The following is an 11,993-nucleotide window of genomic DNA, read 5'->3' on the forward strand; positions in this document are numbered from 1 at the left end:
GACGTCAAGGTGGAAACCTGTCGCGCCCTCCCCACTTCCGTTGTCATTCCGGACGAGGCGGGCCGCACCAGCGGGCCGCGTCGAGCCGGACCCCACCGACGCGCACCGGGCCCTAAGCATGGAGGCCCCTCGTGCCCTCCCGTAGCTGGGTCACCGATCCGGCCGAGATCACCCGGCGGTCGTTCGAGATCGTCGAGACCGAGGCCGACCTCGGGCGCTTCGATGCGACGGAGCGCGGCGTCGCCGTCCGTCTCATCCACGCCTGCGGCATGGTCGAGATCGCCCCGGACCTGCGGTTCGCGCCGGATGCCGCCGCCGCCGGACGGGCGGCCCTGGCGGCCGGGGCGCCAATCCTGGTCGACGCGAAGATGGTCGAGGCCGGCATCACCCGGGCCCGGCTGCCGGCCGGCAACCGCATTCTGTGCACCCTCGACGACCCGGCGGCGGCGGCGATGGCCAGGGAAGCCGGCCTGACCCGATCGGCGGCCGCGGTCGACCTGTGGCTGCCGCACCTGGCCGGCGCGGTGGTGGCGGTCGGCAACGCCCCGACCGCGCTGTTCCGGCTGCTCGAGCTGCTGGCCGGGGGCGCGCCGCGACCGGCGGCGATCCTGGGATTCCCGGTCGGCTTCGTCGGGGCGGCGGAGTCGAAGGATGCACTGGCATCGACCGATCTTCCCTACCTGACCCTGCTGGGCCGGCGCGGCGGCAGCGCCATCGCCTCCGCCGCCGTCAACGCCCTGGCGCGGGAGGGCCACTGAGCATGGCCCCGTGGCTCAGCATCGTCGGGGTCGGCGAGGACGGGCTGGACGCCCTGTCGCCGGCGGCCCGCGCCCTGGTCGACGCGGCCGAGGTGCTGGTCGGCGGCGACCGCCACCTGGCCATGCTGCCGGCCGGGGACCGGCGCGAGCGCATCCCTTGGCCGTCGCCGCTGAGCGCCCTGGTCGGGACCATCGCGACACTGAAGCCGCGCCGGGTCTGCGTGCTGGCGACCGGCGACCCGTTCTGCTTCGGCATCGGCACCACGCTGGCCCGGCGGATCCCGCTCGACGAGATGATCGTGCTTCCCGGGGTTTCCGCCCGCAGTCTGGTGTGCAGCCGGCTCGGCTGGCCCGAGCACATGACCACGCTGCTGACCCTGCACGGCCGGCCGATGGCGCTGCTGGAACCGCATCTGCAGCCGGGCGCCCGGCTGATCCTGCTGTCCGAGGACGCCGCCACCCCGGCCGCGGTCGCCGCCCGCCTCGCCGAGCGCGGCTTCGGGCCGAGTGCCGTCACCGTGCTGGAGCGCATGGGCGGGCCGGCCGAGCGTCGCCTCGACGGTCGCGCCGACACCTGGGACCACCCGCCGGGCGACGACCTGAACACCATCGCCGTGACCGTCGCCGCCGGGCCGGATGCCCGGCCGCTGGCCAGCCTGCCGGGCTTGCCGGACGACGCCTTCGCCCATGACGGCCAGATCACCAAGCGCGAGGTCCGGGCCATGACCCTGGCCGCCCTCGCCCCGCATCCGGGCCAGCTGCTGTGGGACGTCGGCGCAGGCTGCGGCTCGGTCGCGGTGGAGTGGATGCGAACGCATATCTTGAACCGGGCGATCGCGGTCGAGCCGAAGCCGGCGCGGCGGGCGATGATCGCCGCCAACGCGGAGCGGCTGGGCACTCCAGCCCTTACGGTCGTCGACGGCACCGCTCCGGCGGCGCTGGCCGGGCTGGAGGCACCGGACGCGGTGTTCGTCGGCGGCGGCGCCTCGGTGCCCGGCGTGATCGAGTTCTGCTGGGCGGCGCTGCGGCCCGGCGGCAGGCTGGTCGCCAACACCGTCACCCTGGAGAGCGAGGCGGTCCTGCTGGCGAAGCGGGCCGAACTCGGCGGCGAGTTGGTGCGGATCTCGGTCGAGCGGGCCGAGCCGGTCGGGCCGTTCCACGGCTGGCGGCCGCTGATGCCGGTGACCCAGTGGCGGATCGCGAAGCCGTTCGGAGCAGGCGGATGACCGGCACCCTGTACGGCCTCGGCGTCGGGCCGGGCGATCCCGAGCTGCTGACCCTGAAGGCGCTGCGCCTGCTGCGCTCGATCGACCTGGTCGCCTACCCCGCGCTGGAGGACGGCGACAGCCTGGCCCGCGCCATCGTGGCCGAGCATCTGCCGGACGGAGTCGAGGAATACGCCATCCGCATCCCGATGACGGTCGCGCGCGCCCCGGCCCAGGCGGTCTATGACGAGGCCGCCGGGCATCTCGGCGTCGCGCTGGACGCCGGCCGTTCGGTCGCGGTGCTGTGCGAGGGCGACCCGTTCTTCTACGGCTCCTTCATGTACCTGTTCGGGCGGCTGGCAGAGCGCCACCGGGTCGAGGTGGTGCCCGGGGTGTCGTCGCTGACCGCCTGCGCGGCCCGGCTCGGCAGCCCGCTGGCGGCCCGCAACGACACCCTGGCGGTGCTGCCCGCCCCGCTCGACGACGCGGTGCTGGCGGCCCGGCTGGACGGCGTCGACGCCGCCGCCATCATCAAGGTCGGCCGGCACTTTCCGCGGATCCGCGCCCTGCTCGACCGGCTCGGCCTCGCCCACCGGGCGCGCTATGTCGAGCGCGCCACCATGGGGACCGAACGCATCCTGCCGCTCGACGCGGTCGAGGCCGGCGGCGCGCCCTACTTCTCCACCATCCTGATCCACCGTCGCGGCGAGGCCTGGTCGTGAGTCCCGACGTCATCCCCGTTACCGCCTCCGGCCGGGCGACCGCCGGTCGGATCGCCGAGGCCACCGGCGGCCGGGTGGTCGATCCCGCCGCCGGTGTCGCCGAGACCCTGCGGGCCGCCTTCCGCCGCGGGCGTCCGTGCGTGCTGGTCGGGGCCGCCGGGATCGCGGTGCGTGCGCTCAGCCCCCTGATCGCCGACAAGTCCGACGAGCCTCCCGTGCTGGCGGTCGCCGAGGACGGCTCGGCCGTTGTGCCGTTGCTCGGCGGCCACCGCGGCGCCAACGACCTGGCCCGGACCATCGCCGCGGCCCTGGGCGTAGCGCCGGCGATCACCACCGCCAGCGACCTGCGCTTCGGGGTCGCGCTGGACGCCCCGCCGCCGGGCTGGACGCTGGCCAACCCCGGGCGCCACAAGGAAGCCGCCGCCGCCCTGCTGAAGGGCGCGTCCGCCCGGGTCGAGGGACACCTGCCCTGGCTCGACGGATCGTCGATCCCGCGGGCCGAGGACGGCGCCGTCGCCCTGGTCGCGACCACCCGCAGGCTCGAGGACCGGTTGGACCGGCTGGTCTACCACCCGGCCGCCCTGGCGCTCGGGGTCGGGTGCGAGCGCGGCTGCGACCCGGACGAGCTGTGGAACCTGGTACGCGCCACCCTGGCGGAAGCGGGCCTGGCGCCCGAGGCGGTGGCCTGCGTGGTGTCGCTCGACCTGAAGGCCGATGAACCGGCGGTTCATGCAGTCGCATCCAGACTCGGCGTGCCGACCCGGTTCTTCGACGCTACCCGGCTGGAGGCCGAGACCCCGCGGCTGGCCAACCCGTCGGAAGTGGTGTTCCGCGAGGTCGGCTGCCACGGCGTCGCCGAGGGTGCGGCGCTGGCGGCCGCCGGCCCGGAGGCTATGCTGGCGGTGCCGAAGAACCGCTCGACCCGCGCCACCTGTGCGGTCGCCGAGGCGCCGGCACCGATCGACGCGGCCACCATCGGCCGGGCCCGCGGGCTGGTGGCGGTGGTCGGCACCGGCCCCGGCACGCCGGACTGGCGCACCCCCGAGGTCGACGCCCTGGTCGCCGCCGCCGACGACCTGGTCGGCTACGACCTGTATCTCGACCTGCTGGGTCCCGCGGCGGGCCGCGCGGCACGGCACGCCTTCCCGCTCGGCGCCGAGGAGGAGCGGGCACGCTTCGCCCTCGACCTCGCCGCGACCGGACGGAACGTGGCCCTGGTCTCATCGGGGGATCCCGGCATCTACGCCATGGCGACCCTGGTATTCGAGCTGCTGGACCGGGCCGGCCGGCCGGACTGGCGGCGGGTCGAGGTACGGGTCGCCCCCGGCATCTCCGCCCTGCAGGCGGCGGCGGCCCGGGTCGGCGCCCCGCTCGGCCACGACTTCTGCACGGTCTCGCTGTCCGACCTGCTGACCCCCTGGGAGGCGATCGAGGGCCGGCTGCGGGCCGCCGCCGAGGGCGACTTCGTGGTGGCGTTCTACAACCCGGTGTCCCGCCGCCGCCGCACCCAGCTGCACGCCGCCAGGGCGATCCTGATGGGGCATCGCCCGGCCGACACCCCGGTGGTGCTGGCCCGCTCGCTCGGCCGGCCCGAGGAGACCGTGAGCGTCACCACGCTGGCCGAGCTCGACCCGGAGACCGTCGACATGCTGACCGTGGTGCTGGTCGGCTCGTCGGCGACCCGCGCGGTGCCGCGCGGCGACGGCGGCACCTGGGTCTACACCCCGCGCGGCTATGCCGGGAAGCCGGGCTCCGTGCTGACCTTCAAGGATCCGACATGACCGTGCATTTCATCGGCGCCGGGCCGGGCGACCCGGACCTGCTGACCATCCGCGGCCGCGACCTGATCGCGCGCTGCCCGGTCTGCCTGTATGCCGGCTCGCTGGTGCCGGCCGCGGTGGTGGCGCATGCCCCGGCCGACGCGCTGGTGGTCGACACCGCCCCGCTGACCCTGGACGAGATCCTGGCGCTGATCGAGCGGGCCCACGGCGAGGGCAAGGACGTGGCGCGGGTGCATTCCGGCGACCCGTCGCTATACGGCGCCATCGCCGAGCAGATCCGCCGGCTGCGCGCCCTCGGCATCCCGTTCGCCATCACTCCGGGCGTCCCGGCCTTCGCCGCCGCCGCGGCGGCGCTGGGCACCGAGCTGACGGTGCCGGAGGTGGCGCAGACCGTGATCCTGACCCGCACGGCGATGAAGTCGTCGCCGATGCCGGCCGGCGAGGAGCTGGAGAGCCTGGCGCGCACCAAGGCCACGCTCGCCATCCACCTGTCGATCCGCAACCTGCGCGAGGTGCGCCGGGCGCTGGAGCCGCATTACGGCGCCGACTGCCCGGTCGCCGTGGTCTACCGGGTCGGCTGGCCGGACCAGCAGATCCTGCGCGGCACCCTGGCCGACATCGCCGGCAAGGTGCGGGCCGAGAAGATCACCCGCACCGCGCTGATCCTGGTCGGCCCGGCGCTCGACGCGCACGGATTCCGCGATTCGGCGCTTTACGACGGCGCCCACGCCCATATCCTGAGGCCGGTCCGGCGTACCGCCGGCGAGTGACCCGTTGCCCTGGGACGACCATGCCGACGCCGAGACGGGGCCTGCTGCGGCCGGCCGCCGAGACCGACTTCCCGCGGCTTTATGAGATCTGGAGCTCGGTCGACGAGCACCGCTTCCTGCAGGACTGGGGGCGGTTCGTCGAGACCGCCACGGCGATGCTGCGCGGCAGCCGGGTCTGGGTCTGGTCGGACGGCGTCCAGGTGCACGGCTTCGCCGCTGCCGACCCGGTGAGCGCCGAGATCGCGGCGGTGTACGTGCACCCCCGGGCCCAGGGCCGCGGCATCGGCCGGGCGCTGCTGCGCAAGTGCTGCGACGGGCTGGTCAAACGCGGCCACCGCCATGCCTGGCTGGTCACCTCGCCCGGCACCCGGGCCGAGCGGATCTACCGCGATGCCGGCTGGCAGGAGGCCGGCATCGAGGCCAGCGGCGCGGTCCGCCTGCGCAAGCGGCTGGTCGCTTAGCCCTTCGTGGCCCCCGCTTGCGCGGTGGTACCTCAGGATGACGGTCCTTCACTTCCTATCGCCCTGAGGTGCGCGCCGAAGGCGGGCCACGAAGGGCCGGCATCAACGCCTCAACCGTTCGGACAACCACACCGTCGCCTCCGCCACGCTCGCCACGACCGGCGGCTCCGGCGGCGGCGGGCGGCGGATCATCACCACCGGCAGCCCGAGTGCCCGGGCGGCGTCGAGCTTGGCCCGGCCGGAGCCGCCGCCGCTGTTGCGGCAGGCCATGGCGGCGACGGACTCGGTCTCGAGCAGCGTCCGCTCGGCGGCCTCGTCGAACGGCCCGCGCCCGACGACCGTGCGGCAACCCGGCCAGGGCGGCTCGATCGGGTCGACGGTCCGCAGCACGAAGCGCAGGCCCGGGACTTCCGCGAACGCCGCCACCCGCTGGCGGCCGAGCGCCAGGAACACCGCGGACTCCCCGGGCAGCCCGAGATCCCCGAGCGCCGCCGCCGCTCCCGCCTCGTCGGCCGCCTCGATCCAGCGGTCGCGCGCGCCCGGTTCCCAGGCCGGCCGCACCAGCGCCAGTCGCGGCACCGCGGCGGTCCGTGCCGCCTCGGCGGCGTGCGCCGAGATCTGCCGGGCGAACGGGTGGGTAGCGTCGACCAGGGCGGCGTAACCGCCGTCGCGCAGATGCTCGGCCAGCCCCGCCGGGCCGCCGAAGCCGCCGATCCGGACCGCACCCGCCACCGCTGCCGGCTCGGCGGTGCGCCCGGCCAGCGCCGTCACCGGCGCGGCGATGCCGCCGCCGGCCAGCGCGGCGGCGAGCGCCCGCGCCTCCTCGGTGCCGCCCAGGATCAGGACCCGGTCAGCCACCGGCCTCTCCGACCACCGCGCCCTGGCGGTCGACCACCAGCAGCTCGACCGCCACCGGCGCATCGCGCAGGGCCGCGCGCGCCGTGGCGAGCGCCAGTTCCGCGATCCGGTCGGCGACCGGCAGCCCGGCCGCGGTCGCCAGCCCCAGCACCTCGGCGGCGGTGTTGGCGCCCCGCGCCGCCGCGGCCAGGTCCTCGTCGCCGCCGAGATCGGCGAGCTGCCCGGCCAGCCAGTCCATGCCGACCTGGCTGCGGCCCGAGTGCAGGTCGAGATGGCCCTCGGCCAGCTTGGCGAACTTGGCGAATCCGCCGGCCAGAGTGAGATGCGGCACCGGATGGGCGCGCAGGTATTTCAGCAGCCCGCCGGCGAAGTCGCCCATGTCGAGAAACGCGGTCTCCGGCAGGGCGTGGCGCCGCCGCACCGCCTCCTCCGAGGTCGAGCCGGTGCAGCCGACCACGCGGTCGAGCCCGGTCGCCCGGGCGACGTCGATGCCGCGGTGGATCGAATGGATCCAGGCGGCGCAGGAAAACGGCACCACCACGCCGGTGGTGCCCAGGATCGACAGCCCGCCGACGATGCCGAGCCGCGGGTTCCAGGTCTTCCCGGCCAGCGCCTCGCCGCCGGGGATCGAAAGCTCGATCACGACATCGCCGGGGTCGCCATGGGCGGCCGCCAGCTCGGCCACGACCTCGGCCATCATCCGTCGCGGCACCGGGTTGACCGCCGGCTCGCCGGGCGGCACCGGCAGGCCCGGCAGCGTCACGGTACCGACCCCCTCGCCCGCCCGGAAGCACACGCCGGAGCCGGCGGCGCCGCGCCGCACCGTGGCGATCACCGTGGCGCCGTGGGTGACGTCCGGGTCGTCGCCGGCGTCCTTGACGATGCCGGCCGACGCCCAGCCGTCGCCCAGCACCTCGACCGCCAGCGCGAAGGCCGGCTGCTCGCCCTTCGGCAGCCGGATCGTCACCGGGTCCGGAAAGACGCCGGTCAGCAGCGCACCATACGCCGCCTTGGTGGCGGCGGCGGCACAGGCGCCGGTCGTCCAGCCGCGTCTGAGGGGTCCATCGGGCTTGCGGGCCATGGCGCGGTTGTAGCGCGGCCGGCCGGTCAGCGGCCAGTGCCCGGCTCACACCGCCGCATACGGAACGAACGGCAGGCGCTCACGAAACGCGACCCGCTGCACCAGATCCGGGATCGCGGCCTTGAAGTGCGCGGTCTCCTGGTGGGCGGCCCAGGCCGCCTCCTCGGTGTAGAGCTCGAAGATGAAGAACCGCGCGGGATCGATCGGCGAGCGGTAGGGCAGGAACAGTTTCACGCCGGGCTCCGCCATGGTCGGGGCAACCAGCCCGGCGAGCAATTCGGCCACCGACTCCTCCTCGCCGGGCCGGGCGACGATGTCGATGGCGACGACGAAGCCGTCGTTAAGCTGGGCCGGGGTGAAGTTGACGTCGGTCACGACCGTTCTCCTCGAATCTCTGAGTGCGGCCTCAAGGTGCCACGGGGAGGGTCGCGGTGTTTCGGCGAGCGCCGAACCGTCGTGAAGCGTCTACGCAGCGTTCCGATCGGTGAGCTCTATGGTGATCCGCTGGCCGAGCGCCGCCGCCATCTTCACCAGAGCGTCGAGCGAAAACTTGTGGAAATGCCCGCGCAACAGGGCGTTGACCCGCGGCTGGCTGACCCCGCAGCGCCGCGCGGCCTCCTGCTGGGTCCAGCCATTGCGTTCGATGATCTCTTGTACCTGTATCATGAGGTCGGCACGTGCCCGCATATGCGCCGCCTCCTCAGGCGTATCGGCAATCAGGTCGAAGGCGGTCTCGTAGGTTTCGATCTTCACGGCCGGTCTCCTCCCAACAGCTTCTTCAGCCGCAGCTTGGCATGCGCGTAGAACGCGTTGATTTTCCTCCGGGCGTCCCCGAGAAACCTCAGCGGCTTCAGCACAGGCATTATATCCGTTCCGATATAACCAGCAAACTCAGCACAGCTATGGACGGCGCGCGGTGGGCATTCCGATGGCGGCTTTCCACCCCGCCCCGTCGCCTCGGGACTAGGCCCGGCCCCCCGGCCTCGGGTAGGTTTCCGCCATGGAGCGCGTCCCATACACCCCGCCGGTCTTCGAGGCCGGCCATGTCTGGCTGTGCGGCGCCGGGCCGGGCGATCCCGGTCTGCTGACCCTGCATGCCCTGCACGCCCTGCAGAGCGCCGACGTGGTGGTCTACGACGCCCTGGTCAGCGACGGCGTGCTGGGGTTGGCACGGGCCGACGCGACCCTCGAATTCGCCGGCAAGCGCGGCGGCAAGCCGTCGCCGAAACAGGCCGACATCTCGCTGCGGCTGGTGCAGCTGGCGCGCGACGGCCGGCGGGTGCTGCGGCTGAAGGGCGGCGACCCGTTCGTGTTCGGCCGCGGCGGCGAGGAGGCGCTGGCGCTGGTCGCCGCCGGCGTGCCGTTCCGGATCGTGCCCGGGGTGACCGCCGGGATCGGCGGCCTCGCCTATGCCGGCATCCCGGTCACCCACCGCGACACCAACCACGCGGTCACCTTCGTCACCGGGCACGACGCCACCGGCGAGGTCACCGGGGTCGACTGGGCCGCGCTGGCCAAGGGGCCGTCGGTGCTGGTGATCTACATGGCGATGAAGCACCTGGAGACGATCGCCGGGCGGCTGGTCGCCGGCGGCCGGGCCGGCGACACCCCGGTGGCGATCGTCTCGAACGCCGCCCTGCCCGACCAGAAGGTGTTGGAGACCACCCTGGCGAGCGCCGCCGCCGACGCCGCGGCCGCCGGCATGGCGCCACCCTGCGTGGTGGTGGTCGGCCCGGTCGCCCGGCTGCGCGCCGGCCTGGACTGGCTGGGCGCCCTGACCGAGGGACGGGTGCTGGATCCGGACCCGCTGCGGCTCGGCCGGGCGCGCCACGCCGGGTGACCGCCCCGCTGCCAGCGCCGGGCCTGATCGTCGCGGCCCCGTCCTCGGGCGCCGGCAAGACCACGGTCGCGACCGCGCTGATGGCCGGCTTCGCGCGCCGCGGCCTGCGGGTGGCGCCGGCCAAGGTCGGCCCCGACTACATCGACCCGCGCTTCCACGAGGCCGCCGCCGGCCGAACCTCGGTCAACCTCGACGGCTGGGCGATGCGTCCCGACCTGCTCGACGGCCTGGTCGCGGCCCGCGGGAGCCAGGCCGACCTGGTCGTGGTCGAGGGCGTGATGGGGCTGTTCGACGGGGCACCCGCGGCGGGCGCGGTCGACGACGGCTCGACCGCGGCGCTGGCGCGGCGCACCGGCTGGCCGGTGCTGCTGGTGGTCGACGCCGCCCGCCAGGCCGGCTCGGTCGCCGCCCTGGTGCACGGCTTCCGCTGCTTCGATCCGGCGGTGCCGGTCGCCGGCGTGCTGCTCAACCGGATCGGCGGCGACCGGCACGCCGGCCTCCTGCGCCGCGCGCTCGACCCGCTCGGGCTGCCGGTGGTCGGGGCGATCCCGCGCGACGCCGCGGTCGACCGGCCGTCGCGCCATCTCGGACTGGTGCAGGCCGGCGAGGATCCGGCCCTGGGCGACTGGCTCGACCGGCTGGCCGCCCTGGCGGACGCCCATGTCGATCTCGACGCGGTCCGGGCGCTGGCCCGCCCCGCCGGACCGGCGACCGGCGGTACCGGGTCGCTGCCCCCGCTCGGCGCGCGCATCGCGGTGGCCCGCGACGACGCCTTCGGCTTCCTGTACCCGCACCTGCTGGACGGCTGGCGCGCCGCCGGTTCCGACCTGTCGTTCTTCTCGCCGCTCGCCGACCAGGCACCCGACCCGGCGGCCGACGCGGTGTTCCTGCCGGGCGGCTATCCCGAACTGCATGCCGGAAGACTGGCGGCCGCCGAACGGTTCCGGCACGGGCTGCAGGCCGCCGCCGGACGGGACGCCTGGATCTACGGCGAGTGCGGCGGGTTCATGGCGCTCGGCGAGGCGCTGGTGGACGCCGACGGCGGGTCGCACCGGATGGCCGGGCTGCTGCCGCTGACCACCCGGTTCGACGCCCGTCGCCTGCATCTCGGCTACCGGCTGGTCACGACCAGGGCCGACACCCCGTTCGGACCGGCCGGCACGCGGCTGCGCGGACACGAGTTCCACTACTCGTCGATCGGCCGGGAGGGCGCCGCCGACCGGCCGTTCACGGCCGAGGACGCGCTCGGCAACGGGGTCGGCGAGACCGGGCTGCGCCGGGGCCGGATCCTCGGATCCTACATGCACTTGATCGACCGCGACCGCACCCGAATGCCCGAAAACGGAACGGAACGCGAAAATTAACCAAAATTAACCACGACCGACCGTAAGGTGAACATTGCCGTCCGGCGGGACGCTAACGCGGCTCCCGGCCGGCATGTTCCTCGGCGAGCGTGGCGAAGTCCGCGTCCACCACCGCATAGGCCATGGTGGACAGCTCGACCGACGCCAGCGTCTTGTAGAACGCCCGGGCCTCGGTGTTGCCGGCCTGCGCGACCCACCAGACATAGCGGCGACCGCGGGCGCGGCCGTGATCCGCGACCGCCGCGATCAGCCGCCGGCCGAGGCCGCACCGGCGCGCCGACGGACGGACGTAGAGGTCGGCCAAGTAGACGCCGCAGGCCGCGTATGCCGGCTCGTAGGCGTCGTAGAACAGGGCGTAGCCGACCAGGCCGTCGGCGTCCTCCGCCACCAGCACCCGGAACTCGGGCTCGTCCCCGAAGCCGTCGCGGCGGATCGCCTCGGGCGTGAGGTGGCCGGTCGGATCGCCATGGGCCGCGTGGAACTCCGCGGCCAGCGCCGCCAGGGCCACGGCGTCGGCCGCCGCCGCGAGGCGGATGGCGGCCGTCATGATCCCCCCGCCGTCCGCCGCCATTCCGCAACCGCGATCTCGTAGCCGCGGACCCGGAACCCGTTGTAGTCGGTGTCGCCGGTGGCGCGCAGGCCGACCGCCTCGAGCACCCGCGACGAGGCGGCGTTCTCCGGCACCACGAAGGCGACGATCCGCTCCAGCCCGACCTGCTCGAACCCGAAGCGCAGGGCCGCCGCCGCCGCCTCGCGGGCATAGCCGCGGCCCCAGAACGGCCGGGCCAGCGCATACAGCACCTCGACCTCGCCGGAGCGCTCCATCGACGCCAGGCCGGCCTGGCCGACGAAGGCGCCGGTCGCCGTCTCCTCGACCGCCCACACCCCATAGCCGCGCGACCAGGCATCGCGGAAGGCGGCGATGCGGGATTCCGCGATCTCGTTCGCGAACGGCACCAGGGCCTCGCCGCCCGGCAGGAAACGCACCACGTCGGGATCGGCACGAAGCGCCGCATAGTCCGGCCGGTCGGCAGCAACGAACGGCCGCAGGGTCAGCCTGCCGGTCGCGACGGTGGGGATGCGAAACTCGGGCATCGGTTCTGTCCGGGTCCCGGGTTGCGATGGAGCGTTGCCCGCTCGATACTCCGCTGCT

General features: G+C 74.6%; 14 protein-coding genes. 8 read left to right on the forward strand and 6 right to left on the reverse strand.

Annotation, left to right across the window (positions count from 1 at the left end; all coding sequences use genetic code 11):
• Positions 1-131: 131 nt before the first annotated feature.
• From RIC31_RS04785 to RIC31_RS04810, 6 genes are read left to right on the forward strand one after another with little or no spacing between them, the layout of a single operon-like run.
• Entirely contained in the window at positions 132-758 is a 627-nt protein-coding gene (locus RIC31_RS04785) for a precorrin-8X methylmutase (RefSeq protein ID WP_350103648.1), read from the forward strand.
• A gap of 2 nt (positions 759-760) precedes the next feature.
• Positions 761-1,984: a precorrin-6y C5,15-methyltransferase (decarboxylating) subunit CbiE gene (cbiE, locus tag RIC31_RS04790; RefSeq protein ID WP_350103650.1), complete on the forward strand. Its 1,224-nt coding sequence runs from the start codon at positions 761-763 to the stop codon at positions 1,982-1,984.
• On the forward strand, positions 1,981-2,685 hold the full coding sequence (gene cobI, locus RIC31_RS04795) for a precorrin-2 C(20)-methyltransferase (protein ID WP_350103652.1): 705 nt from the start codon (positions 1,981-1,983) through the stop codon (positions 2,683-2,685). The genes cbiE and cobI overlap by 4 nt, the downstream gene beginning before the upstream one ends.
• Positions 2,682-4,466 (forward strand): precorrin-3B C(17)-methyltransferase, encoded by a 1,785-nt coding sequence (gene cobJ, locus RIC31_RS04800; RefSeq protein WP_350103654.1) that lies wholly within the window; start codon positions 2,682-2,684, stop codon positions 4,464-4,466. Before cobI ends, cobJ begins: the two co-directional genes overlap by 4 nt.
• Positions 4,463-5,236, forward strand: coding sequence for a precorrin-4 C(11)-methyltransferase (gene cobM / locus RIC31_RS04805; RefSeq protein WP_350103655.1), 774 nt, complete (start codon positions 4,463-4,465; stop codon positions 5,234-5,236). The genes cobJ and cobM overlap by 4 nt, the downstream gene beginning before the upstream one ends.
• Before the next feature lie 20 nt (positions 5,237-5,256).
• Positions 5,257-5,697: a GNAT family N-acetyltransferase gene (locus RIC31_RS04810; RefSeq protein WP_350103658.1), complete on the forward strand. Its 441-nt coding sequence runs from the start codon at positions 5,257-5,259 to the stop codon at positions 5,695-5,697.
• Between the two features lie 102 nt (positions 5,698-5,799).
• On the opposite strand, the gene RIC31_RS04815 is transcribed toward RIC31_RS04810, so the two are convergent.
• The 4 genes from RIC31_RS04815 to RIC31_RS04830 all read right to left on the reverse strand — a co-directional run bounded on the left by RIC31_RS04815 (position 5,800) and on the right by RIC31_RS04830 (position 8,389).
• Positions 5,800-6,555 (reverse strand): cobalt-precorrin-6A reductase, encoded by a 756-nt coding sequence (locus RIC31_RS04815; protein ID WP_350103660.1) that lies wholly within the window; start codon positions 6,553-6,555, stop codon positions 5,800-5,802.
• A complete protein-coding gene (locus tag RIC31_RS04820; protein ID WP_350103662.1) occupies positions 6,548-7,636 on the reverse strand; it encodes a cobalt-precorrin-5B (C(1))-methyltransferase in 1,089 nt (362 codons plus the stop codon). The genes RIC31_RS04815 and RIC31_RS04820 overlap by 8 nt, the downstream gene beginning before the upstream one ends.
• A gap of 45 nt (positions 7,637-7,681) precedes the next feature.
• Positions 7,682-8,011: a putative quinol monooxygenase gene (locus RIC31_RS04825; RefSeq protein ID WP_350103664.1), complete on the reverse strand. Its 330-nt coding sequence runs from the start codon at positions 8,009-8,011 to the stop codon at positions 7,682-7,684.
• 90 nt (positions 8,012-8,101) lie between these two features.
• Positions 8,102-8,389 (reverse strand): helix-turn-helix domain-containing protein, encoded by a 288-nt coding sequence (locus tag RIC31_RS04830; protein ID WP_350103667.1) that lies wholly within the window; start codon positions 8,387-8,389, stop codon positions 8,102-8,104.
• 247 nt (positions 8,390-8,636) lie between these two features.
• Here RIC31_RS04830 and cobA point away from each other — a divergent pair, with 247 nt between their 5' ends.
• Both cobA and RIC31_RS04840 read left to right on the forward strand, forming a co-directional pair.
• Entirely contained in the window at positions 8,637-9,476 is an 840-nt protein-coding gene (gene cobA, locus RIC31_RS04835) for a uroporphyrinogen-III C-methyltransferase (protein ID WP_350103669.1), read from the forward strand.
• The gene (locus RIC31_RS04840) at positions 9,473-10,840 is read left to right on the forward strand and encodes a cobyrinic acid a,c-diamide synthase CobB (RefSeq protein WP_350103671.1); all 1,368 of its coding nucleotides are present in this window, start codon (positions 9,473-9,475) and stop codon (positions 10,838-10,840) included. Before cobA ends, RIC31_RS04840 begins: the two co-directional genes overlap by 4 nt.
• Before the next feature lie 52 nt (positions 10,841-10,892).
• On the opposite strand, the gene RIC31_RS04845 is transcribed toward RIC31_RS04840, so the two are convergent.
• Together RIC31_RS04845 and RIC31_RS04850 are read right to left on the reverse strand one after the other, a co-directional pair.
• Positions 10,893-11,387, reverse strand: coding sequence for a GNAT family N-acetyltransferase (locus RIC31_RS04845; RefSeq protein WP_350103673.1), 495 nt, complete (start codon positions 11,385-11,387; stop codon positions 10,893-10,895).
• Positions 11,384-11,935 carry a GNAT family N-acetyltransferase gene (locus RIC31_RS04850; protein WP_350103675.1) on the reverse strand — a complete coding sequence of 184 codons (552 nt, stop codon included), beginning with the start codon at positions 11,933-11,935 and terminating at the stop codon, positions 11,384-11,386. The genes RIC31_RS04845 and RIC31_RS04850 overlap by 4 nt, the downstream gene beginning before the upstream one ends.
• Positions 11,936-11,993 lie beyond the last annotated feature (58 nt).

Source organism: Thalassobaculum sp. (assembly GCF_040219615.1).
Taxonomy (GTDB): domain Bacteria; phylum Pseudomonadota; class Alphaproteobacteria; order Thalassobaculales; family Thalassobaculaceae; genus Thalassobaculum_A.

What these genes read in the sequence shown, in the direction of transcription:
- cbiE (WP_350103650.1), top strand. Translation starts at nt 761, where the DNA reads ATGGCCCCGTGGCTCAGCATCGTCGGGGTCGGCGAGGACGGGCTGGAC.
- cobI (WP_350103652.1), top strand. Translation starts at nt 1,981, where the DNA reads ATGACCGGCACCCTGTACGGCCTCGGCGTCGGGCCGGGCGATCCCGAG.
- cobM (WP_350103655.1), top strand. Translation starts at nt 4,463, where the DNA reads ATGACCGTGCATTTCATCGGCGCCGGGCCGGGCGACCCGGACCTGCTG.
- RIC31_RS04810 (WP_350103658.1), top strand. Translation starts at nt 5,257, where the DNA reads ATGCCGACGCCGAGACGGGGCCTGCTGCGGCCGGCCGCCGAGACCGAC.
- RIC31_RS04820 (WP_350103662.1), bottom strand. Translation starts at nt 7,636, where the DNA reads ATGGCCCGCAAGCCCGATGGACCCCTCAGACGCGGCTGGACGACCGGC.
- cobA (WP_350103669.1), top strand. Translation starts at nt 8,637, where the DNA reads ATGGAGCGCGTCCCATACACCCCGCCGGTCTTCGAGGCCGGCCATGTC.
- RIC31_RS04845 (WP_350103673.1), bottom strand. Translation starts at nt 11,387, where the DNA reads ATGACGGCCGCCATCCGCCTCGCGGCGGCGGCCGACGCCGTGGCCCTG.
- RIC31_RS04850 (WP_350103675.1), bottom strand. Translation starts at nt 11,935, where the DNA reads ATGCCCGAGTTTCGCATCCCCACCGTCGCGACCGGCAGGCTGACCCTG.